General features: G+C 72.4%; 15 protein-coding genes. 6 read left to right on the top strand and 9 right to left on the bottom strand.

The window, feature by feature from the left end:
* Nucleotides 1-3: 3 nt before the first annotated feature.
* Together Ari01nite_RS25455 and Ari01nite_RS25450 are read right to left on the bottom strand one after the other, a co-directional pair.
* Nucleotides 4-5,469, bottom strand: a complete 5,466-nt coding sequence (locus Ari01nite_RS25455; protein ID WP_203784676.1) for a type I polyketide synthase — start codon at nt 5,467-5,469, stop codon at nt 4-6.
* Entirely contained in the window at nt 5,462-7,138 is a 1,677-nt protein-coding gene (locus tag Ari01nite_RS25450) for a fatty acyl-AMP ligase (RefSeq protein WP_203784675.1), read from the bottom strand. The genes Ari01nite_RS25455 and Ari01nite_RS25450 overlap by 8 nt, the downstream gene beginning before the upstream one ends.
* Nucleotides 7,139-7,347: 209 nt before the next feature.
* On the opposite strand from Ari01nite_RS25450, the gene Ari01nite_RS25445 reads away from it, so the two are divergent.
* On the top strand, nt 7,348-8,553 hold the full coding sequence (locus Ari01nite_RS25445) for a PucR-like N-terminal domain-containing protein (RefSeq protein WP_203784674.1): 1,206 nt from the start codon (nt 7,348-7,350) through the stop codon (nt 8,551-8,553).
* 3 nt (nt 8,554-8,556) lie between these two features.
* On the opposite strand, the gene Ari01nite_RS25440 is transcribed toward Ari01nite_RS25445, so the two are convergent.
* The 3 genes from Ari01nite_RS25440 to Ari01nite_RS25430 all read right to left on the bottom strand — a co-directional run bounded on the left by Ari01nite_RS25440 (nt 8,557) and on the right by Ari01nite_RS25430 (nt 12,284).
* Nucleotides 8,557-9,054, bottom strand: coding sequence for a hypothetical protein (locus Ari01nite_RS25440; protein WP_203784673.1), 498 nt, complete (start codon nt 9,052-9,054; stop codon nt 8,557-8,559).
* Nucleotides 9,055-9,091: 37 nt separating this feature from the next.
* Complete coding sequence (locus Ari01nite_RS25435; protein ID WP_203784672.1) at nt 9,092-10,705, bottom strand: hypothetical protein; 1,614 nt, start codon at nt 10,703-10,705, stop codon at nt 9,092-9,094.
* An 88-nt stretch (nt 10,706-10,793) separates the two neighbouring features.
* A complete protein-coding gene (locus Ari01nite_RS25430; protein WP_203784671.1) occupies nt 10,794-12,284 on the bottom strand; it encodes a GGDEF domain-containing protein in 1,491 nt (496 codons plus the stop codon).
* Between the two features lie 190 nt (nt 12,285-12,474).
* On the opposite strand from Ari01nite_RS25430, the gene Ari01nite_RS25425 reads away from it, so the two are divergent.
* On the top strand, nt 12,475-15,729 hold the full coding sequence (locus Ari01nite_RS25425) for a CARDB domain-containing protein (RefSeq protein ID WP_203784670.1): 3,255 nt from the start codon (nt 12,475-12,477) through the stop codon (nt 15,727-15,729).
* A 30-nt stretch (nt 15,730-15,759) separates the two neighbouring features.
* Here the strand turns inward: Ari01nite_RS25425 and Ari01nite_RS25420 are convergent, their stop codons facing one another.
* Nucleotides 15,760-17,346, bottom strand: a complete 1,587-nt coding sequence (locus Ari01nite_RS25420; RefSeq protein ID WP_203784669.1) for a methyl-accepting chemotaxis protein — start codon at nt 17,344-17,346, stop codon at nt 15,760-15,762.
* A gap of 202 nt (nt 17,347-17,548) precedes the next feature.
* On the opposite strand from Ari01nite_RS25420, the gene Ari01nite_RS25415 reads away from it, so the two are divergent.
* The 4 genes from Ari01nite_RS25415 to Ari01nite_RS25400 are packed head-to-tail and all read left to right on the top strand — an operon-like array spanning nt 17,549 to nt 20,806.
* Complete coding sequence (locus Ari01nite_RS25415; protein ID WP_203784668.1) at nt 17,549-18,652, top strand: LacI family DNA-binding transcriptional regulator; 1,104 nt, start codon at nt 17,549-17,551, stop codon at nt 18,650-18,652.
* A gap of 37 nt (nt 18,653-18,689) precedes the next feature.
* Nucleotides 18,690-20,297 carry a histidine kinase N-terminal 7TM domain-containing diguanylate cyclase gene (locus Ari01nite_RS25410; protein WP_307837785.1) on the top strand — a complete coding sequence of 536 codons (1,608 nt, stop codon included), beginning with the start codon at nt 18,690-18,692 and terminating at the stop codon, nt 20,295-20,297.
* The gene (locus Ari01nite_RS25405) at nt 20,294-20,458 is read left to right on the top strand and encodes a hypothetical protein (RefSeq protein WP_203784666.1); all 165 of its coding nucleotides are present in this window, start codon (nt 20,294-20,296) and stop codon (nt 20,456-20,458) included. The genes Ari01nite_RS25410 and Ari01nite_RS25405 overlap by 4 nt, the downstream gene beginning before the upstream one ends.
* Before the next feature lie 9 nt (nt 20,459-20,467).
* Nucleotides 20,468-20,806, top strand: coding sequence for a TraR/DksA family transcriptional regulator (locus Ari01nite_RS25400; protein WP_203784665.1), 339 nt, complete (start codon nt 20,468-20,470; stop codon nt 20,804-20,806).
* Here Ari01nite_RS25400 and Ari01nite_RS25395 read toward each other — a convergent pair.
* The 3 genes from Ari01nite_RS25395 to Ari01nite_RS25385 all read right to left on the bottom strand — a co-directional run bounded on the left by Ari01nite_RS25395 (nt 20,803) and on the right by Ari01nite_RS25385 (nt 22,564).
* Nucleotides 20,803-21,387, bottom strand: coding sequence for an SAM-dependent methyltransferase (locus Ari01nite_RS25395; RefSeq protein ID WP_239163009.1), 585 nt, complete (start codon nt 21,385-21,387; stop codon nt 20,803-20,805). The genes Ari01nite_RS25400 and Ari01nite_RS25395 overlap by 4 nt on opposite strands.
* Nucleotides 21,384-21,767: a hypothetical protein gene (locus Ari01nite_RS25390; protein ID WP_203784664.1), complete on the bottom strand. Its 384-nt coding sequence runs from the start codon at nt 21,765-21,767 to the stop codon at nt 21,384-21,386. Before Ari01nite_RS25390 ends, Ari01nite_RS25395 begins: the two co-directional genes overlap by 4 nt.
* A gap of 212 nt (nt 21,768-21,979) precedes the next feature.
* Complete coding sequence (locus Ari01nite_RS25385; RefSeq protein WP_203784663.1) at nt 21,980-22,564, bottom strand: hypothetical protein; 585 nt, start codon at nt 22,562-22,564, stop codon at nt 21,980-21,982.
* Nucleotides 22,565-22,669 lie beyond the last annotated feature (105 nt).

The following is a 22,669-nucleotide window of genomic DNA, read 5'->3' as shown; positions in this document are numbered from 1 at the left end:
CTTTCACAGCAGCCGACGCAGGTCCGCCGCGATCGTGTCGACCGCCGGCGGGTCCAGCAGATTCAGGTGATGTCCGTCGACCGGCACGATCCGCAGGGCGGTGCAGCAGCGGTCCCAGCCCCGCGCCGCGTCGGTGTGCTCGTAGCGCGGGTCACGGACGGCCCAGGGCGTGGGCCGGGTGCAGCGATAAAGCGTGACCGGCCCGCCGTAGCCTTCCGGTCGGTAGTCGTCCAGCGCCCGGGTGTCCCGGTGCGAGTCGACCTGGTGCCGCAGAACCGCCGGCGGCAACAGATCCTGCATCCTGTCCAGCACCCGCTCGATCGGCTCGTCCGGCCGGAACCGGGTGCCGTAGGTGGCGTTGAGATACCGGACGAACCCGCGGAACCGTTCGGCGAGAAGTTCCGCCGCCCGCTCCGCCGGCATCGGAATCGGCAGACCGGCATCAATGAGGGCCAGCGTGGTCACTTCCGCGCCGTCGTGCGCGAGCTGCCTGCCGATCTCGTACGCGAGCACCCCGCCGAACGACCACCCGGCGAGCCGGTAGGGCCCGTCCGGCCAGACCCGCCGGATCCGGCCGACATAGCGGGCGGCCCGCTCCGGCACGCTTTCGCCGTCCCCGAGCCGCTCCAGCCCGAAGACGGGAAACCCGCCGTCGAGCAGGTCGACCAGTTGCCGGTAGACGAAGGTGCTGCCCCCGGCCGGATGCGCCAGAAACAGCGGCGGCCCGTCCCCGGCAGCGCGCAGCGGCGTGAGGCCGTCCGTTTCAATGACCGCCTGCTCGGCCTCCCGCAGAGGCACGGCAAGCGCGGCAGGCGTAGGTGCATCAAGCTTTACCGGTACGCCGAACTCGCGCCGGGCAGCCTCGACAATCCGCAGCAGCTCGCCGGGCTCCGCACGCCAGTCGATCCCCGGCACCCGCCGCCCCAGCACGGTTTCAAACAGCCGGACGGCGGCCCGCTCGGCAGCATCCCGGGCCTCAACACCGTGGCTCCCGCCACCCTCACGACCGCCGGGGTCCTCGCCGCCGCGGCCCCCGCCACCGCCACCCGCACGACCGCGGCCCTCGCCGCCCTCGCTTGCCCCCCACCCATTCCCTTCGCCGAACATTTCGGAAATGTCCGGCGGTTCGTGCCTCACGGCGGAGGCGGGCGTCTCCAGGGCGCCTGCCACCTCGGCAAGGGTGGCGCCGCGTACCAGGAGGGCGGTGGGCAGGGCCTGGCCGAAGTCGGTCTCGATCAGGCTCTTGATGCGGATGGCGGCCAACGAGTCGAGGCCCAGGTCGATCAGCGGGATGTCGCGCGGCGGTGCCTCGCCCAGGACGTTGCGGAGGTGGCCGGCCAGGCGCTCCTCGATGGTCCCGCCGGGTTGGCCGGGCGGGCGGGCGGTGGCGGGCGCCGGACCGCCCGCCACCGCGGCGAAGAACGGCAGGCGGCCCGCCTCCGGGAAGGCGGCCAGCGCGGCCGCCGGGTCGAAGTGCAGCACGCCGGCCGTGACCGGTTCGCGGGCGGCCAGGCCGGCCAGGGCCGCGATGCCGTCGCCGGGACGGATCGGGTCGAGGCCGGGCAACTGGACGCCGGTCGCGCCGCCCACCTCCGACCAGGTGCCCCAGGCGAGCGAGGACGCCGGCACCCCATGCGCCCGCTGCCAGCTCGCGAAGGCGTCCAGCCAGGCGTTCGCGGCGGCGTAGGCGGCCTGCCCGGGCGAGCCGAGCAGCCCGGCCGCCGACGAGAACGACACCCACCAGTCCAGCCCGGCGCCGGATTCCTGCACGGCCCGGTGCAGCCGCCAGGCACCGTGGACCTTAGGCGTCCACACCCTTTCCAGGGCAGCCTCGTCTATTTGCGACACCAGCCCGTCGTGCAGCACCCCGGCCGCGTGCACCACCCCGGCCAGGCCGTCACCGGCCGCGGCGACCACGCGTTCGGCGGTGTCACCCGCGGCCAGGTCGCCGAGCACCACCCGGACGTCGACACCCGACCGGGTCAGCGCGTCGATCTCCGCCCGGGCCTGCGCCGAAGGCCCGGACCGCCCGGCCAGCACGAGCCGTCCCGCACCGGCCGCGGCCAGCCAGTGGGCCACCCGGAGGCCGAGCCCGCCGTAGCCGCCGGTGATCAGGTAGGCCGCCCCGGCGCGCACCGCCCGGCCGGGCCGCCGGGCGGGTGCGGGCCGGGGCATCAGCCGAGCCACGTAGCGCCGGCCGTCCTGCCAGGCCACCTCGTCGTCGCCGGTGTCCGCGGCGCGCTCGGCGGCCAGGCGCCCGGCCCGGATTTCCGGCGGTTCGGCCGGGTCGAGGTCGAGCCAGGTGGCCCGGCTCAGCGGTTGCTCGAACGCCAGCGTCCGCACCAGGCCCCGGGCCCATGCCAGGTCGGGCCGACCCGCTTCCCCGCCGATCGCCGCACCACCGCACGTAACCAGCCACAACCGCCGCCCGGTGGCGGCCGCCGCAACGGCCGCTGCCGCAAACCGCAGCGCTTCCGCCGGATCGGGCAGCGCCCCGGCCGCCGGCGCGGTGACCACCAGGGCGCCGTCCTCGCTGGCCGGCGCGTCCGGAACACCCGGCGTCTCCTGCCAGGTCACGCCGAGCAGACCGGCCAGCAGCGCCGGGCGCGTGGATTCCTCCGGTGTGGGTGGCGGGTCGATCCAGTGGCGGTCGCCGCGCCAGGGCGGCGCAGGCAGATCAAGGACGCGGGCCGGAGAGGGCGGCGGGCGGTGGCCGTGGGCGCACAGCGTGGCCAGAGCCCGGTCGAAGGCGGACGGGTCGTCGCGGCGCAGCGTTCCGGTGACCAGCGGGTCCGGGACGCCGGCCTCGGCCAGGGTGGCGCGCAGCGGGCGGACCAGCACGGGGTGCGGCGAGATCTCCAGGAAAAAGCCGTAGCCGTCGGCGGCCGCACGGCGCACGGCGTCGGCCAGCCGCACCGGGCGGCGCAGGTTCGCGGTCCAGTAGGCGGCGTCCAGCGGCAGGCGATCGGTGGTCACCGTCGAGTAGAAGGGCAGCCGGGGCTCGCCGGGGCGCAGGTCGCGCAGGGCGGCCCGCAACTCCGGCAGCAGCGGGTCGACCGCGGCGGAGTGGCCGGCGCCCTCGGTGGTCAGCGTGTGCACGGCCCGGCCCAGGGCGGCCGCGCGGCTGGTCAGCGTGGCCACCGCGGCCGGGCGGCCGGTGACCACCAGCTGACGCGGGGCGGCCACCACGGCGACCGACAGTTCCGGCAGGTCGTCGGCGAGCTGGCCGAACTCCTCCTCGGCCAGTTCGGCGACCGCCATGGCGCCGGGGCCCACCCGGGACAGCAGGCCGGCCCGCCGGTTGATCAGGCGGATGCCGTCGGCCGGTGCCAGCGCGCCGGCCACCACGGCCGCGGCCACCTCGCCCATCGAGTGCCCGATCACCGCGGCCGGGCGGACGCCGTACGAGCGCCACAGCGCGGCCAGCGCCACCTGCATCCCGAACGTCACCGGCTGCGCCCGCCGCACCGGGAGCGCGGACTCGTCGAGCAAGCCCTCGCGCAGCCCGAAACCGCACTCGGCACGGAATTCGGCCTCGAGCTCGTCCACCGCGGCGGCGAACGACGGCTCGGCGTCCAGCAGATGCCGGCCCATGGCGGGCCAGTGCGCGCCGTAGCCGGCGAAGACCCACACCCCGCGCTCCGCGCCCCGCCGGCCGTCGCCGGTGGCCAGCGCGGGGTGGGACCGCCCGTCCGCGAGGGCAGCCAGCGCCCCGGCGAGCGACCCGGTGTCCCGGCAGACCACGGCCGCGCGCGCGGTGCCGCGCTCCCCCCGCCGTGCGAGCGTGCCCGCCACGTCGGCGGGATCGGTGCCGGCGTGGTCCGGCAGCCAGCCGGCCAGGGCGGCGGCCTGGTCGCGTACCCGGTCCTGGTCCCGGTCGGTGAGCACGCAGATGGCCGGACCTTCGGCGGGAGCGCTGCCGGTGGGAGGCGGCGCCGATTCGAGGACGACGTGGGCGTTGGTGCCGCCGAAACCGAACGCGGACACCCCGACCCGCCGGGGCCGGTCCCGATCCGGCAGCGGCCGGCCGGCAGCGGCGATCCGCAGGCCCCAGCCGGCCAGCGGGATGCGCGGGTTCGGGCGTTCGGCGTGCAGGGTGGGTGGCACCTCGCCGTGCTGCAGTGCCAGCACCGCCGTGATGAAGCCGGCCACCCCGGCGGCCGCCTCCAGGTGGCCGAGGTGCGACTTCACCGAGCCGATCAGCAGCGGATCGTCCGGGCGGCGGCCGGTACCCAGGACCGCGCCGAGCGCACCGGCCTCGATCGGGTCGCCCAGCGGCGTCCCGGTGCCGTGCGCCTCCACGTAGTCCACCGCGGACGGCGGGCAGCCCGCGTCCGCGTAGGCCCGGCGCAGCAACGCCTCCTGGGCGCGCGGGCTCGGCGCCACCAGGCCGTTCGAGCGGCCGTCCGAGTTCACCGCGCTGCCACGCAGCACGGCGAGGACGCGATCGCCGTCGCGTACGGCATCGGTCAATCGCTTGAGCACGACGACGCCGCAGCCTTCGCCCCGGACGATGCCGTCGGCCTCGGCCGCGAACGGCCGGCAGCGGCCGCCGGCCGCGAGACCGCCGGCCCGCTCGAACGCCACCGTGAGCGCCGGATCGAGCATCAGGTTGACCCCGCCGGCCAGCGCCAGGTCGGTGTCGCCGGCACGCAGGTCGCGGGCCGCCAGATGCACCGCCACCAGCGAGGACGAGCAGGCCGTGTCCACCGCGAGGCTGGGGCCGTGCAGGTCGAGCAGGTACGAGATCCGGTTCGCGGCGATGCTCAGCGCGGCCCCGGTGGCCGTCCAGCCCTCAACCCGGTCCAGCGCCGCGGTGGTCAGGTGCGCGTACTCCCCCGCCGAGATCCCGACGTAGACGCCGGTGCGGGTGCCGCGCAGCGCGGCCGGGTCGAGCGCCGCGTGGGCCAGCGCCTCCCACGCCACCTCGAGCAGCAGGCGCTGCTGCGGGTCCATCAGCCGGGCCTCGCCGGGCGCGATGCCGAAGAACGCCGCGTCGAAGCGGGCCACCTCGTCGAGGAAGCCACCGGGCGGCGAGAAACCGGGCGCGCGGTGCCACCGTCCTTCCGGCACCGGGCGCACCGCGTCCCGGCCGGTGATCAGCATCTGCCACAGGGCCGAGGGGCCGTCGGCGCCGCCCGGAAAGCGGCAGCCCACGCCGACCACGGCGAGCAGCGGGCCGTCCGCGGCCGGCTCCGGCGGCGGTGCGGCGGCAAACCCGGCCGCACCGGTCAGGGCGGCCTCGATCTGGTTGACCGTGGGGTGTTCCCACAGCAGGGTGGGCGGCACCGGGCGGCCCAGCCGGGTCTCCAGGCGGCCGGCCAGTTCGACCGCGTCCACCGAGGAGACGCCGAGCTCGACCAGCGGGCAGTCCCGGTCGACCCGGTCCGGGTCCAGGTCGCAGCGGCGGGCCACCCAGGCCACGATCGCGTCGCCGATCGGGCGGTCGCCGCCGAGCTCGTCAGGCATCGCTGGCCGCCCGCTGCCAGGTGCCGGCCAGGTAGCGGGCGCGGCAGCCGGTGCGGGACACCTTGCCGCTGGTGGTCCGCGGCACCGCACCCGGTTCGGCCAGCACCAGGTCGTGCAGGGCCAGGTCGTGCCGGCGCCAGACGGCCTGCCGGACGGCCCGGACGATCTCGGTGGGCTGCCACTCGACGTCGAGGCGGGAGCGGGAACGCTCGGCCACCACGACCGCCCGCTCCTCGCCGTCGATCAGGACGGCGAACGCCGCGGTCCGGCCCAGGGCGGGCGCGGCCTCGCGGACGGTCTCCTCGACGTCCTGCGGGTAGTGGTTGCGGCCCGCCACGATCAGCAGGTCCTTGAGCCGGCCGGTCACATAGAGCTCGCCGCCGACCAGCGTGCCCAGGTCACCGGTGCGCAGCCAGCGGTAGCCGCCCAGGTCACCGAACAGGCCCGGGTCGTCGCGGCGCCAGTAGCGGCGGGTCACGTTCGGGCCGTTCACCCAGATCTCGCCGACCCGGCCGTCGGGCAGCGTGCTGCCGGATTCCGGGTCCACGACGGCGACCCGCTGACCGGCCGGCGGGCCGCACGAGACCAGCACCGAGCGGTCCGAGTCGGCGGTGGCCCGCACAGCCCGGCCGGCGGCCAGCCGGTCCCGGTCGAAGGCGACCTTCCGGGGTGGATGGTCGATGCCGTGGCCGGCCACGTAGACGGTGGCCTCGGCCAACCCGTACGCCGGGCACATCGCCCGCGGTGCGAGGCCGGCCGGGGCGAGTTGCGTGGTGAACCGGTCGAGGGTGGCGGCCCGGACCGGCTCGGCGCCGTTGAGCCAGAGGAAGACCCCACTCAGGTCGAGTCCGTCCAGGTCGCCCTCTTCGAGGCGGCGCAGGCAGTAGTCGTACGCGAAGTTGGGCGCCGCCGTGTACGCGTCCGGCCGCCCGGACAGCAGCCGCAGCCACCGCACCGGCTGCATGAGGAACGCGGCCGGGTCGAACAGCACCGCGTCGGTGCCGGCCCGCATCGGCACCGCGACGCTGGCCAACAGGCCCATGTCGTGGAACAGCGGCAGCCAGTTCACCCCGGTGAAGTGCGGCCGGTTGCCGGTCAGCGTCTCGCACAGCTGGGTCACGTTCGCGGTCAGGTTGCCGTGGGTGATCTCCACGCCGGCCGGGGCCCGGGTCGAGCCCGACGAGTACTGGAGGTACGCGACGTCGTCCCGGCCCACGCTGCCCGGCCGCCATCCGGTGTCCGGCTCGTCGTCCGCGTCGGCGACCAGCACCGCGGCCCGGCCGGCCACGAAGTCGTGCACGTCGGCGGCGTGCGCGGCCACAGTAACCACGCCGGCCGGATCACAGTCCGCGTAGGTGGCGGCCAGCCGCTCGGTGTGCCCGGGCAGGCCCGGCGCGAACAGCGGCACCGCGATGGCGCCGGCGTACCAGGAGGCGTACATCGCCAGCACGTAGTCCAGGCCGGACGGTGCCAGCACCGCGACCCGGTCGCCCGGCGCGACGACCCGGCGCAGCCGCTGAGCCAGCCGGATCGAGCGCCGGTGCACCTCACCCCAGGTGCACACGACCGTCGGCCCGCCGGGGTCGGCGAGATAGTCGACAAAGGTGTACGCGGCCGCGTCGGGTTTGGTGCCGGCCCAGATCGCGACCCGGTCGAGCAGCGGCGTCACGGCCCCTCCCACGGTGGTCTGGGGTGGACCGTAACGACGCTCGCGATCAGCCGGATCGATCGCGCCTGCGCCTGTTTGTGAGGAAAGTTGTCAACGCGGTGACACTGCGTGTGCCGATGTTACTGACCAGTGTCGTTCAAATGACATTCGTGGATATAATCCCGCCGCGACCCGTCTCCCACCAGCGACATCGCAGCTGAAGGAGCGCCATGGGCACATCACCGTTGACCACTGCCGTGCCGGTCGGCCGGATTCTGCACCGGGCCGCGGCCAACCTGCGCGCGGACATCGACGCGCTGACCGAGGCCACCATGGGTGCCATCGAGGCGGGCATTCCGGAGTACGCGCGACCGGCCGACGAGAACTACCGGCGCACCATCCGGGCCGGCGTCGAGCAGGCGCTCCAGGGCTTCCTGAACGTGATGGAACGGCGCGCCGACACCGCCTGGCGCGATGTCTACCGGGCCATCGGCGCCGGCGAGATGCGCGAGGGCCGCAGCCTGGACGCCCTGCAGGCGGCCATCCGGATCGGCGCCCGGGTCGGGCTGCGGCACCTGGTCGAGTTCGCCGAGTCGGAGTCGCTGACCGCGACCGCCACCGGCTCGTTCGCCGACGCGATCTGGTCGCACGTGGACGACCTGGCCGACGCCGCCGCCCAGGGTTACGCCGAGGCGGCCGCGGCCGAGGTGGGCGAGCTGGACCGGCGCCGCCGCCGGCTGCTCGACCTGCTGGTCGCCGACCCGCCGGCGGGCGAGGAGGCGGTCGCGGCCGCGGCGGTGACCGCCCGCTGGACCATGCCCCGGCGGCTGGCCGCGGTGGCGCTGGCCCCGGAGGCCGTGCACGCCACCCCGCCGGTGCTGGCGCCGGACGTGCTGGCCGACCTGGACCGGCCCGACCCGGCCCTGATCGTGCCCGACCCGCAGAGCCCGGCCCAGGTCCGCCAGATCGTGCACGGCCTGCGGCGGTACCGGCTCGCGGTCGGACCGGCGGTGCTGCCGGCCGGGGCCGCCGACTCGCTGCGCTGGGCCCGGCAGGCCCTCGACCTGGCGGCCCGCGGCATCATCGGAGGCGACCGGCTGATCTGGTGCGAGGACCACCTGGCGGCGCTGACCATCTTCCAGGACGAGGCGCTGCTGGCCTCGGTGGTCGACCGGCGCCTGCGGCCGCTGGCCGGGGTGCGGGCCAACCAGCGCGAGCCGCTGGCCGACACGCTGCTGTCCTGGTTGCAGCACAACATGAACGCGAACGCCGTGGCGGCCACCCTGCATCTGCACCCGCAGACCGTCCGGCGGCGGCTGCGCCAGCTGGACCGGCTGTTCGGCGACCAGTTGCGGGACAGCGACGTGCGGTTCGAGCTGGAGATCGCGCTACGCGCCGAGCGGGCGCACCGACCGGCGCGCCCGCTCGCGAAATGACGGTCAGCTGACGGTCAGCGTCTCACCCACCGGCCGGGGGTCGACCGGCGTGCAGGTCAGCGAGATCGAGCCGAGCAGCACGACCTGGGCCGTGATGGTCACGTCCCCGCCGGTGATCTCGTCGGTGCCGGCCGCCGTGGGCGTCCAGGTGCCGGTGAGCGTGCCGGTGATCGGCTGGTTGGCCGGGATCGGGCCGCCGGTACCGGTCAGCGTGAACTGCGCGGTCTCGGCACCGCTCACGTCCAGGTCGACGGTGCCGCTCCAGGACGAGACCGTCAGCGGCGCGGTCAGGCCGAGGTCGGACACCTCGAGGTCGAAGGTCACCGGCGAGCCGACGGTGGCCGGGTTCGGGGTCGCGGTGAGGGTGGCCGTGATGGTCACGCTCTGCGCGCCCAGCGGGCTGGTGCACTCGTACGGTGCGGACACCGGAGCCGCCGAGGCGGGCAGTGGCACGGCTAGCAGGCCGAGCGAGACCAGAGCGATCAAGGCCGTTCGTCGCATGGTGCTCCTTTCGAAACCGAAACAGGGGGATGGGGGATCAGCCGGCGGCGAAGGCCGCCAGGGCGGTCGAGACGATCTCGGGCCGCCCGCTGTTCTGGGTCGCGGCCGCGGTCAGCACGTCCAGGTGCTGGTATCCGGGCGCGACGGTCACGTGGTACTCGGGCGGCAGGTCACGACCGGCGAGCAGGCCGTCGCCGGCCAGCAGCGTGACGATCGGGTTGGCCCGCAGCCCTTCCGGGTGCCGCACCGAACCGGCGATCTCCGGGGCGGTGCTCATCTGGATGTCGGTCACCAGCCGGGTGGGGAAGTAGTGCTCGGTGAAGTCCAGCGGGTGCTCGGACAGGCTGCGGGCCAACTGGGCCAGGTCGGTCACCTCCTGGCCGGGCGTGCTGAACGGGACGCCGTCGCGGGTGCGGTGCACCGGGTCGTCCGGCGCGCCGATCCGGTCGTAGTTGCGCCAGGTGTAGAGCGGGCCGTCCGGCCGGTCCGGGATCGCCATCGGCCGGGTGCCCAGCACCCCGTCCAGGTCGGCCAGGCCCGGGAAGTCCTTGTCCACGATCGGGCCGCCGTCGTAGAAGCCGACGCTCGCCTCCAGGAAGGCCAGCGGCTGCGAGTTGTCGTCCAGCAGGCCGCCGAGCACCGCCGCGTTGGTGAGCCGGAAGTCCCGGGCTGACGGCCGGCCGGTGACGAAGGTGGGGAAGTCCTTGGAGAACAGCAGGCGCTCGGTGGCGGTGATGTTGTCGTTCACCGGCAGGGCCGGCAGCAGCGTGCCGGCGTCCGGCTCGGTGCGGGCGGCCAGCCCGGCGATGGCCAGCAGGTTCATCGTCTCGGCATTGATCAGGACAGGAGCGGACAGGGTACGGGTGAGCAGCCCGCTCTCCAGCCCGGCCTTGATCGCCGCGTAGCCGAGCCCGAGGTCCGGCAGCATGTCGTCCGGCGTCGTGCCGCTCAGGTCGGACAGCGAGTTGTTGATCGTGGTGTCCAGCGCGAAGTAGCCGCCGCACTGCCGGTAACCGGGGTCGCCGCCGAAGTCCCAGACCGCGAAGAACCCGGTGATCACGCCGCCCAGCGAGTGGCCGCCGCAGAGCACCTTCTGCCGTCGCAACGCCCGGTCCGGTAGCTCCGCGGAAAGGATGTCGTACTGGTCGCGTACGGTCTGGGCCAAACCCACGTGGGCGAGAAAGCCGACCTGCTCGTTGCGCAGAAAGCCGGCGAACTGCCGGCCCCGGTAGTAATAGTCGATCGCCGACCGGAAGTTGCCGGTGTCGATGCCGGTGTGGTCCTCGAGGCAGTTGGAGCGCCGGTCGAGCGCCCAGAACTCGATGTGCCGCCCCTGCCGGGCGGCCGCCGCCACGGTGTTGCGGGCGACGCTGTCGAAGGCTCCGGCCCCCTCCAGCACGCCGGGCTGGGCCACCAGGATCCGGTCGGCCTGCGCCGAGCGGGCCGGCCCGGCAGCCGACCGGTAGCGCAGGTAGTGCAGCCAGTCGCAGGCCGCCGGGCGCGGGCCCGCCGTGGCCGGCAGCGGTATCCGCAACGCGACGTGCGACTCGACCACGCCGGTGACCGGACTGCTGCCGGTCACCAGGGTCTCGGTGCGCGGCACCGCGGCGGCCGCCGGAACCGCGCCGGCCGGGATCAGAAGGAGGGCCACGAGGCCCGCTGTTGCCCATCGAAGGCGCATCAACCGGGTCTATCAACCCCATCGACGGACGTCTGTGCACAGCCGTGACAGAACGGAACTACCGAATTGTCACCCGCATGCTCGGGTGGTGCCGCTTCCAGGTGCCCTTGCCCTCCCGCTTGGCCGCGTACATCGCCAGGTCGGCGTCGTGCAGCAGGCTGTCCACCCGGTGGCCGTCGACGGCGCAGGCGATGCCGATGCTGGCGTTCGCGCACACCGCGGTGTCGTCGAACGGGATCGGCTCGGTCATCGCATGCAGGATCCGCCGGGCCATGCGTTCGGCGTCGTCGCCGTCGCAGTCGCGCAGCAGCACCGCGAACTCGTCGCCGCCGAGCCGGGCCACCAGGTCGTCCGGGCGCACCGACGCGCGCAGCTTGTCGGCCACCCCGGCGAGCAGGACGTCGCCGGCCGCGTGGCCCAGCGTGTCGTTGACCGCCTTGAAGCCGTCCAGGTCGATGAGCATCAGCGAGGTGCTGCCCGGCCGGCCGGCGTCCAGCGCGGCGGTGACCTCGTCGTGGAAGTGGGTCCGGTTGGCCAGCCCGGTGAGACCGTCGAACAGCGCCTGCTGCCGCAGCCGGACCTCGTGTTCGCGCAGGTCGGCCAGGGTGGCGTCGAGCTGGTCGATGAGCCGGGTGTTGTCGTGGAACGCGGCCAGCTGGCGGCACACCACGAGCACGAAGATCAGGCCGAGGCCGGTCATCGCGCCCCAGAGCCGGGCGTGCGGGCCCTCCGGCGTCACCACCAGCACCGCTGTGAAGGCGACCGCGATGGATCCGTAGGGCAGCAGGCTGTAGGGCTTGCGGCGGCGCGAGCCGAAGGCGGTGGTCTCGTCGAACCGGGCCAGGATCTGCTGGATCCGGGGGCCCATTCCGATCAAGAGCGAGGGCAGGAGTCGTACGGCGTAGACGTAGGCCGGCATCGGGCCGTCCGCCCCGGGTTCCAGGAAGAAGCCGATGCTGTTCACGCCGGCCGACATGACCATCGGGATGGCCGCCGCCTTGTGCATCGGGGCGTTGCCACTGAGCGCCAGCTTCACCGCGGCGAAGCCCGAGGTGAGGATGACCGCCCCGGCGGCCAGCGTGCCGACCACGTTGTCGTTGCCGTCCGGGCCGACCGTGAAGCACCAGGCCACCACGGCGCCGCCGACCAGCACGGTCGCGGAGTCGAGCCAGAACGCCAGCTTTTCGCGCCGGGACCGGCCGGGCATCGGGTGCAGGAGCATCGCGAAGATGGTCGCGCTCATCCCGATCCCGAAGCAGACGCCCTGCACCACGCCGCCGGTGGTGGACCACTGGCCCTCGCCGGTCAGCGCGACGATCGCCTGGGTGAGGTCGCCGATCGTGAACAGCGCCCCGGTGAACGCCAGCACCAGCCAGAACCGGCGCAAGGCCCCGGTGGCGACCCGATAGACCCGCCAGGCCGAGTACGCGAGCAGGGCGTCGAGCGGTGGCTGGAACGCCCAGAAGACCTTGACCTGCGTGTTGGCCTGACCGGCGAGCAGGAGCAGGAGCGCCATCCCGGCCAGCGTCCACAGCACCGCCGCGATCATAACGGGATCACGGCGAAAGTCTCGAATCACTTCGTCGCTATCGACGCGGAGCCCGACGACCTGAGGATCGCGCGGAACCGTTGACTTTTTGGACACACATCTGAAACCTTGAATCCCTGCCGACGCAAGAAGTCAGCAAGAGTGTGAAATTTCGTGGCAGGCTCCCCCCTCCCCCGATTCGAGGTTCCCGATGAAACTCCTCAGATGCGCGCTGGCGGCCGGGCTGGCCGCCGTCGCACTCGTCGTCCCGGGCAGCGCCGCGCAGGCGGCCGGCGGCCCCAACCTGGCACTGGGCAAGAGCGCGACGGCGAGCGGAGCGAACGGCTCCTACGTCGCGGCGAACGTGACCGACGGCAATGCCGGTTCGTACTGGGAGAGCCCGGCGTTCCCGCAGTGGGTGCAGGTCGACCTGGGCGGCAGCGTGGCCGTCGATCAGGTCAAGCTCAAGCTGCCACCGTCCTGGGAGTCCCGGACGCAGACGCTGAGCGTGCAGGGCAGCACCGACAACGCAGGCTTTGCCGTGCTCGCCGGTTCGGCCGGCCGGGTCTTCGGCGACACCGTGACGATCGATTTCTCCGCCGGAAATTTCCGGTACATCCGGGTGCACATCACCGCAAATACCGGGTGGCCAGCCGCTCAACTTTCGGAGCTGGAGGTCTACGGCGTGGCCGGTACTCCCCCGGCCGGCACCAACCTCGCCGCCGGCAAGGCCATGGAGGCGTCCTCGTCGGTCTTCGGCTTCGTGGCGGCCAACGCCAACGACAACAACGTCGCGACCTACTGGGAGTCGAACGGCTTCCCGGCCACCCTGACCACCCGCCTCGGCGCGGACGCCGACGTCACCTCGGTGGTCGTCCGGCTCAATCCGGATCCGGCGTGGGGCCCGCGCAGCCAGGCGATCCAGGTGCTCGGCCGGCCCGTGGGCGGCTCGTCCTACACCTCGCTGCGGGCGCGTGCCGACTATGCGTTCAGCGGCCAGAACACGGTCACCATCCCGGTCACCGGCCGGGTCGCCGACCTGCAACTCCAGTTCTCCGCCAACACCGGCGCACCCGGCGCTCAGGTCGCCGAGATCCAGGTGCTCGGCTCCTGGGCACCGGCCGCGGACCTGCGGGTCACCGCGCTGACCTGGGCACCGGCCGCGCCGGACGAGGCCACCGCGATCTCCGTCTCGGCCACCGTGCGTAATGCCGGCACGCTGGCATCGGCGGCAACAACCGTGGAGGTACGCCTCGGCGGCACCGCGGCAGGCAGTGCGAATGTGGCAGCGCTCGCCGCCGGCGCCTCGACCACGGTCACGGTCGACGCCGGCCGCCGCGCGCAGGGCAGCTACCCGGTCTCGGCGGTGGTCACCGGCAACACCTTCACCGCGCCGTCGCCGCTGGTCGTGAGCCAGGCACCGGGACCTGACCTGCAGGTGCTCAGCGTCGGTTCGACCCCGGCCAGCCCGGCGGTGGGTGCGGCCGTGACGTTCTCGGTGGCGGTCCACAACCGGGGCACCAGCACCGCCGCGGCCAGCGTCACCCGGGTGGTGGCGGGCGGCACCACGCTGAACGCGAACACCGGCACGGTCGCGGCCGGCGCCACCGTCACCGTCTCGTTGGGTACCTGGACCGCCACCAGCGGCGGTGCCACCGTGACGGCCACCGCCGACGCGACCAATGTGGTGGCGGAGACCAATGAGAGCAACAATTCCCGTACGCACGCGATCGTCGTCGGCCGGGGCGCGGCCGTCCCGTACGTCTCGTACGAGGCGGAAGCCGCCCGCTATCAGGGCACCCTGGTCGAGGCCGACCCGCTGCGCACGTTCGGGCACACGAATTTCGGCACCGAGTCGTCCGGCCGCAAGTCGGTGCGGCTCACCGGCACCGGCCAGTTCGTCGAATTCACCTCGGTCAACCAGGCCAACTCGATCGTGGTCCGCAACGCCATCCCGGACGCCCCAGGCGGCGGCGGCCTCACCGCCACCATCAGCCTCTACGCCAACGACCAGTTCGTGCGGAAGCTGACCCTGTCGTCGCGCAACTCATGGCTCTACGGCACCTCGGACGACACCGAGTCGCTGTCCAACACCCCGTCGGTGGACGCCCGGCGGCTGTTCGACGAGTCGAACGCGCTGCTCACCCAGTCGTATCCGGCGGGCACCCGGTTCAAGCTGCAGCGCGACGCCGCGGACAACGCCTCCTACTACATCATCGACCTGGTCGAGTTGGAGCAGGTCGCGCCCGCTGCGGCCCAGCCGGCCGGGTGCGTCTCGATCACGAACTACGGCGCCGTGCCTAACGACGGTGCCGACGACTCGGCCGCCATCCAGCGGGCGGTCACCGACGACGAGAACGGCGTGATCGGCTGCGTCTGGATCCCGGCCGGTCAGTGGCGGCAGGAGAAGAAGATCCTCTCGCCGGACCCGAACCGGGGGCAGTGGAACCAGAAGGGCATCCGGAACGTGGTCATCCGCGGCGCCGGCATGTGGCACTCGCAGCTCTACACCGAGACCGAGCCGCAGAACGCAACCGGCGGCATCAACCACCCGCACGAGGGCAACGTCGGCTTCGACATCGACGACAACACCCAGATCTCCGACCTGGCGATCTTCGGCATGACCACCAACCGGGCCAACCGCGGGCACGCCATCAACGGCCGGCTCGGCGCCGACACCAAGATCAGCAACGTCTGGATCGAGCACGTCAACGTGGGCGCCTGGGTCGGCCGGGACTACTCGGACACCCCGGCGTACTGGAACCCCGGCAACAACATCGAGTTCTCCGGGATGCGCATCCGGAACACGTACGCGGACGGCATCAACTTCAGCAACGGCACCCGCAACTCCCGGGTGTTCAACTCGTCGTTCCGCACCACCGGCGACGACTCGCTGGCGGTCTGGGCCAATCCGCGGGTCCGCGACACCTCGGTGGACGTGGCGTCCAACAACCGGTTCGTCAACAACACGGTCCAACTGCCCTGGCGGGCCAACGGCGTCGCGATCTACGGCGGCTCCGGCAACACGATCGAGAACAACCTGATCGCCGACACCATGAACTACCCCGGCATCATGCTGGCCACCGACCACGACCCGCTGCCGTTCTCGGGCACCACCCTGATCGCGAACAACGGCCTGCACCGGGCCGGTGGCGTCTTCTGGAACGAGGACCAGGAGTTCGGCGCGATCACGCTGTTCCCGGCGTCGAAGGACATCACCGGCGTCACGATCCGGGACACCGAGATCATCGATTCCACGTACGACGGCATCCAGTTCAAGACCGGCGGCGGCAACATGCCGAACGTCGCCGTCACCAACGTGCGCATCGACAAATCGAACAACGGCGCCGGCATCCTGGCCATGGCCGGCGCCCGCGGTAACGCCACCCTCACCAATGTCACCATCACCAACTCGGCGGACGGCAACATCGTCATCCAGCCGGGTTCCCAGTTCGTCATCCGTTGACGGCGTGGGCCCGCCTCCGGGCGGGCCCACTCACACCCGGTAGGCCGCGATCATCTGCCGTAGCTGCACCGCCATCTGGGCCAGTTCCTGCGCGGTGGCCGAGGTCTCGGTGGCACCGGTCGCGGTGGCGCCGGCCGCCTCGGCCACCCCGGAGATGTTGCCGGCGATGCTGTCCGCGCTGGTCGCCGCCTCGTTGACGCTGCGGGCCATCTCGCTGGTCGTGGCGGTCTGCTCCTCCACCGCGGCGGCGATCGTCGAGGTGTGGTCGTTGATCCGCGCGGTGACCGCGGTGATCTCCCCGATCGCCGCCACCGCCTGGCCGGTCTCCTGCTGGATGGCGCCGATCCGCTGCGAGATGTCCTCGGTGGCCCGCGCGGTCTCCTGCGCCAGGTCCTTGACCTCGGACGCCACCACCGCGAACCCCTTGCCCAGTTCCCCGGCCCGGGCCGCCTCGATCGTGGCGTTCAGCGCCAGCAGGTTGGTCTGCTCGGCGATCGACGTGATCGTCTGCACCACGCTGCTGATCTCGTTCGACGACTCGCCCAGCTTCCGGACGATCGCGTTGGTGCGCACCGCGGTCTCGGCCGCCTGCCCGGAGACCATCGCGGCCTCGGTGGCGCTGTCCGCGATCTCGCGGATCGACGTGCCCATCTGCTCGGCCCCCGCGGCGACGGTCTGCACGTGCCGCGACACCTCGCCGGCCGCGTCCGACACGGTGCCCGCCTGCGCCGAGGTCTCCTCGGCCGCGGACGACATCTCGGTGGAGACCGCGGTCAGCTCCTCCGAAGCCGCGGCCACATGATGCGCGTTGTCGCCCACCTGCTTGACCATGCCGGCCATCGACGCGGTCGACGTGTCCAAGGCCTGAGCGAGTACGCCGACCTCGTCGCGCCCGGTCAGGCCGGTGCGCACCGTCAGGTCACCGTCCCGGATCCGGGTGAGCACCTCGACGCACTTCGACAGCGGCCCGGTGATCAGCCGCGCGATCGCCACCGCCACCACGATCCCGATCAGCACACCGGACACAATCGCGATGATCACGAGCGTACGGGCCTGGCGGTAGGTGCCGGAGGCGGCGTCCTTCTGCTCCTGGGCCACGTCGACGGTGCGCGCGGTCACCGTGTCCATCGCCTCCCGGGCGGCCCGGACCAGCGGGTCGATCTCGGCCTTGCGCACCGCCGCGACCCGCCGCCGGTTCCCCTCCCGGCTCAGCGGCAGCAACTTGTCGTCGAGCACCTCGAGGTAGGCGCTCCAGGCGGTGTCGAACTCGGCCAGCGCGGCCTGCCGGATCGGCCCGAGCTCGAACGTCCGGTACCGCTCCTCGGCCTCCGCCAGCGTGGCCGCCTCGGCGGTGATCGCCTCCTCGGCCTCCCTCTTGACCGCCGCGTCGTCGGAGGAGAAGTGGTTCAGCGATTCGATCCGGACCCGGTTGAACGAGTTCCGCATCTCGGCGATCGTCCGCAACTGCAGGCTGCCGTTGTAGACCGACTCGGTACTGCGGTTGATCACCGACATCTCCAGGACGCCGAACGACGCCACCCCGGCACCCAGTGCCGCCACGATCAGGACCGCGGTGAGGATCTTCGTGATCACCCGCCGGTCAGCGAACCACCCCATAGCACGCCCCCGCCCCGTCCCGACGGCGTCGTCTTCACCGTTCTGGGTACGTTCACGCTAGGTGACCCACCGGCCCGGTGAGTCCTTTTCCTTCGTCCCCGCAGGCCGCTCCGGGCGCCGCCGGCCCCACCCGACCCGCGTTTCCCACCAGCCATGAAATCGTATGCATACACGGCGTTCGCTGGATGTTAGGCTTCCGTCGATGCCGACTTCTGCGCCCGGTGCGCGCGCCGAACCGCCGAGCGTCCCCCCTGTGGTCGTGACGCCGGTGCCGACCGGCCGGGTGCCGGTCACCATGCGGGACATCGCCGCCGCGTCCGGCGTCTCGCAGAGCACCGTGTCCCGCGTGCTCAACAACGCGCCGACCCGGGTGCCGATCGCCCGGGACACCCGCGAACGGGTCATCCAGGCCGCGCGCCACCTGGGCTACCGGCCCAACCCGCTGGCCCGCGGCCTGCGCGGCGCCCCGACCAACCTGATCGGCGCCGTGGTCCGCGACTTCAGCGACCTCTTCTACGCCGGCGTCATCGAGACGCTGATCGTCGAGTCGATGGCGCACGGCTACAACGTGGTCCTCGGCCACGTCCACGGCCGCCTCGACGAGGGCACCCCGCTCACGACGGTGCTCGAGACCCGGCACACCGACGCCGTGGTCCTGCTCGGCGACATGCAGGCATACCCGGAACTCCTGGCCGACCTCCGCCGCTCGACGGTCCCGGTGGTGGCGCTGTGGCAGGGCCTGAGCCCGCTGGAGTTCCCCACCGCGAACCCGGACGACCGGGCCGGCGTGCTGGCCGGCCTCGAACACCTGGCGTCGCTGGGACACCGCCGCATCGGTTACCTGAGCGCCGAACTCCCCAACGGCTACCGCATCCGCGAGGACGCGTACGTGCATTTCATGCGCACCCACTTCGGCGGCGTCCCCGACGGCTACCTGCAACGCTGTGAGGGCACCCTGGACGGCGGCGAGTCCGCGCTGACCAGCATCATGAGCGTGGCCGACCCGCCGACCGCGGTGGCCGCGTCCACCGACCTGGTCGGCGTCGGCGCCCTGCACGCCGCGCACCGCCTGGGCGTCACGGTGCCGGCCCGGCTGTCGGTGGTCGGCTTCGACGACATCCTGATCGCGGCACACACCGTGCCCGCGCTGACCACGGTCCGGATGCCGATCACCGAGATCGTCGGCCACGCGGTGAGCCAGGCGGTGTCGCTGGCCCGCGACCCCTCGGAGGCCCGCGGCCCCAGCCTGGCCACGTTCCCGTTGCCCCTGATAGTCCGCGACTCCACCGCCCCGCCCGACCGGTAAGCCTCAAGTCCAGCTGTCCGCCGCCGATGGGAGGCGCGTGGTGCAGTGGCAGCCGCTCGCGTTGCTCTATCTCCCGGCGACCATCGCATCGTTATGGTCGGCGCGGGTGATGCTTCGGCGCCGGCGGGCCACCCCGGCGGCCGGTGCGCTGACCGTGGTCATGCTCGGCGTCGCCTGGTGGTCCACGGCGACCGCGGTGGGCAGCCTCAGCGACCAGCGGAACGTCCAGCTGGCCTTCTCCACGGCCATCTTCCCCGGCGTCAGCGCGGTCGTCGCCGGCTACTTCTGCCACTCGCTGGCCATGGTCGACCGCAGCTGGCGGCTGTCCCGGCGCACGCGCGGGCTGCTGCTCATCGAGCCGGTCCTGGTGGTGGCGCTGTCGGCGAGCAACGCCGGGCACCACCAGTTCTTCCGGGACGCCACACTGGTCGGCGACCCGGCGCTGCTCATGCTGCAGCCCGGACCGCTGTTCTGGCTGCACACCATGTACAGCTACGGATTGCTGGCCTGCGCGATCCTGCTCGTGCTGCACGCCTGGGTGCACGCGCCTGCCGCGTACCGCCGGCAGTTCATGTGGCCGCTGGTCTCGGCGGTCCCGCCGATCGGCGGCAACCTGCTCGGCATGTTCTTCCTGCCGAAGAACCAGACCACCGACCTCACCCCGATCTTCTTCCTGGCCACCGCGGCGGTGTGCTGGTGGGCGCTGACCCACCAGGCCCTTCCCGACCTGGTCCCGGTCACCCATCAGCAGGTGCTGGCCACCCTGCACGACGGCGTGCTGGAGGTGAGCCGTTCCGGGCGCATCGTCGACCTCAACCCGGCCGCCGAACTGCTGCTGCGCCGCATCGTCACCGACCTGCCGGACAATCCGCGCGGCCAGCCGTTGCCCGCGGCGGTGGCCCGGCTCGGCTTCGAACCGGACCGGGACACCCAGGTCGAGATCACCGACGTGCTGGACAGCGGCATCGACCTCGACGTCCGGATCACCTCGCTGTACGACCAGCACGGCACCTGCATCGGCTGGGTCCTGGTGGCCCGCGAGATCACCGAGCACAACCGCCGGCGCGCCGTCCTGCGCGACGCCAACGCCAAGCTCACCCACCAGCTGGCCACCATCGAGAGCCTGCGCGCCGAACTGGCCGAGCAGGCCGTCCGGGACGAGCTCACCGGCCTGCACAACCGCCGCCACCTGCTCGGCACGCTGGCCCGGTGGCCGGCCGACCGGCAGTCCAGCCTGCTGATCCTCGACATCGACCACTTCAAGCGGGTCAACGACACCTACGGCCACCGCGCCGGCGACCAGGCCATCCGAGCCGTCGCCGGCATCCTGGCCGGCGCGATCCGCGGCGACGAGATCGCCGCCCGCTACGGCGGCGAGGAGTTCGTGGTGGTCCTGCCGGACACCGACCCGGCCCGCGCGGTGGCCCGCGCCGAAGAGATCCGCGCCCGCTGCGCCGCCACCCCCGTGCCGACCGACGCCGGCCCGCTCACCGTGACGATCAGCCTGGGCGTAGCCGCGGGCCGCAACGGCGATGCCGAATACGTGCTGGAGGCGGCCGACCAGGCGCTGTACCGCGCCAAACAGTCCGGCCGCAACCGCGTCGAGGAGAGCGCGATGACCGCGACCCACCGGACGCCCGCGTGAAGCTCCTGCTCACGTCCGCCGGCGTCACCAATCCGAGCATCGACGCGGCGCTGACCCGCCTGCTGCGCAAGCTGGTCGCCGACTCGAACGCCCTCGCCGTGGCCGGCGGCGCCGCCGAGGTCGTCGCCGAGGGCGACTGGAAACTGTTCCCCGGCCGCTAGGCTGCCCAGATGGCCCGCGACGAGCTGCTGCGCTTGCGCGCGAACGCCGAGGCCGAGGCGGCCACCCTGGCCCGCGACCTGGAGGCGCTGTTCGCGGCGTCCCGCGACTCGAACGCCGACGACGAACACGACCCCGAGGGCGCCACCATCGGCTTCGAACGCGCCCAGCTGACCGCCCTGCTGTCCGCCGCCCGGGCCCGGATCACCGAGGTCGACGACGCGCTGCGCCGGGTGGCCGAGGCGACCTACGGCATCTGCGAGAGATGCGGCCGCCCGATCGCCGAGGAACGGCTCGCGGCGAGACCGTTCGCCCGCTGCTGCGTGGCTTGCGCGGAGAAGACGGGCTAGGGCTTACGACCGACGGCCCCGAACTGATCGATTTCGCGCCCCTCGGCGTCCGGCCGCCACCGGGTGACCGTCACCAGGCCGGGCTCGACGAGTTCCAGCCCGTCGAAGAACCGGGCCAGCCGGGCCGGGCTGCGCAGGTGGTAGGGCAACGCGGCCGACTCGTTCCAGATGCGAGCCGACTCGACCGCCGCGGGCGTGAGGTCGGTGCCGTCGTAGAGGGCCAGGTAGCTGCCGGACACCACGGCGTCCAACGCCGCGCCGACCAGGCCGAGCGCGACGGCATCCTCCGCGACATGCCCGAGTACGCCCATGAAGAGCACCGCCACGGGCTGGGAGAAGTCCAGCGTGCGGGCAGCCTCCCGGAGAACCAGCTCCATGTCGTACAGGTCGGCGTCGAGGTATCGGGTGGCACCCTCGGGCCGGCTGGTGAGCAGAGCCCGGGCGTGAGTCAGCACCAGCGGGTCGTTGTCGACGTAGACGAACGCAGGATCCTTTCCCTCCGGCGCCACCCGCCGCAGAAAAGCGTCGAGCGGCTCGGCGGACATCCACCATGAGCTGTAGTACTCCCGGAAGGAACTCACCGACGAGTGACGCCCTGCATTTCTTGCCGATGACCCGCCAGCCACCGCAGCATTTCTGCCCGGTGGGGCTCCGACGACGGAATCCCGATGATCCGATGGAATGCCGCACCGGGATTGCGCCGCATCCACTGGGCGGCGTCGTGAAAATACTTCTTGGCCGCCGGAGATTGGAAACTCGATGGCGGCGTCTTTCGAATGTAGGTGGTAGAGACACGACGCTCAGCAGACAGCACGAGACGGCTGAACGAGGTGAAGAACTCGTCGCTGTCGTTGTAGTGCGTAAAAGCGGAGGGTTTTGACCGGCGCGGATCTCCATCAGGAGAGAAAGCACGATGTAGAGAGCAGCAAAGATCAGAGGTATTTGTCACTTCGGATCCCATGAGAGCGCGTTCGAAACAATCGAGCCGCCTACCACGATCGGCAGAGAAATCAGAAGCGCTTTGCGTTCGACCGTCTGAACGTTCATTTTCAGTTCACCGAGCCCTCGTGCCGAGGCCAGTCGCCGTAGAGTACCAGCCGAAGTCAGCTGTCCCCCGCACCCATTTCCGGGTGCGCCGCGATCGCCGTACGCCGCCCCGGCCGGATTACCGGGTCAGAGGTCGGCTGCGGCGTCGTAGCGGCGGCGCAGGTCGTCCATTTCCGCCTTGGTCAGCGCTTCCTTCTGCGCCAGGTCCGCGTACTTGGGCGGGAACATCTCCTTCAGCCGGTCGATGTACTTCACGGTGGCGGTCGCCTCGACCACCTGGATGCCCGGCGGGTTCTTGGACATGTCCAGGATCACCGGGCCGGCCAGCTTGACCGCCACGTCCCACGGGTATTTCGGCTGCGCGACACCGCAGAGGTGGAACCCGTAGACCGTCCGCACGTCGGCGAGCGCGGTGACCGTGGCGGGCTCGTAGCCGTAGACCCGGACCCCGCAGATCACCGCCGGGTTCGCGTCCTTGCCAGCGGCCGCCTGCTGGGCGGTGTGGCCGCCGTGGTTGTGCTGGCCCGGGTCCGACTGCTCGAGCGTGGTCCGCATCTGGTTCATGATCTGCGTCTGCAGATCCTGCGGCTCGGCCTTAGAGCCGGACGAGTTCAGCAGTACGGTGACGCCGACCGACACGGTCAGCAGGATTACCGCCACCCACACGAAGCGGTTGCGGTACCACCCCGCGAGGCTTGCCCGGGAAATCATGGTCGCTTCTCACCTCGTCGCCGTTCGTTTTGGGAGCGCTCCCGGTCAGCTTTGCACTCGGGTGGCCAGATATCAATTGGCATCTATGCCGCATCAGCAGCGAAA

Source organism: Paractinoplanes rishiriensis, from assembly GCF_016862375.1.
In the GTDB taxonomy this organism is placed as follows: domain Bacteria; phylum Actinomycetota; class Actinomycetes; order Mycobacteriales; family Micromonosporaceae; genus Actinoplanes; species Actinoplanes rishiriensis.
The sequence above is the reverse complement of the archived record's forward strand: the minus strand, read 5'-3'. Positions and strand labels throughout refer to the sequence as shown.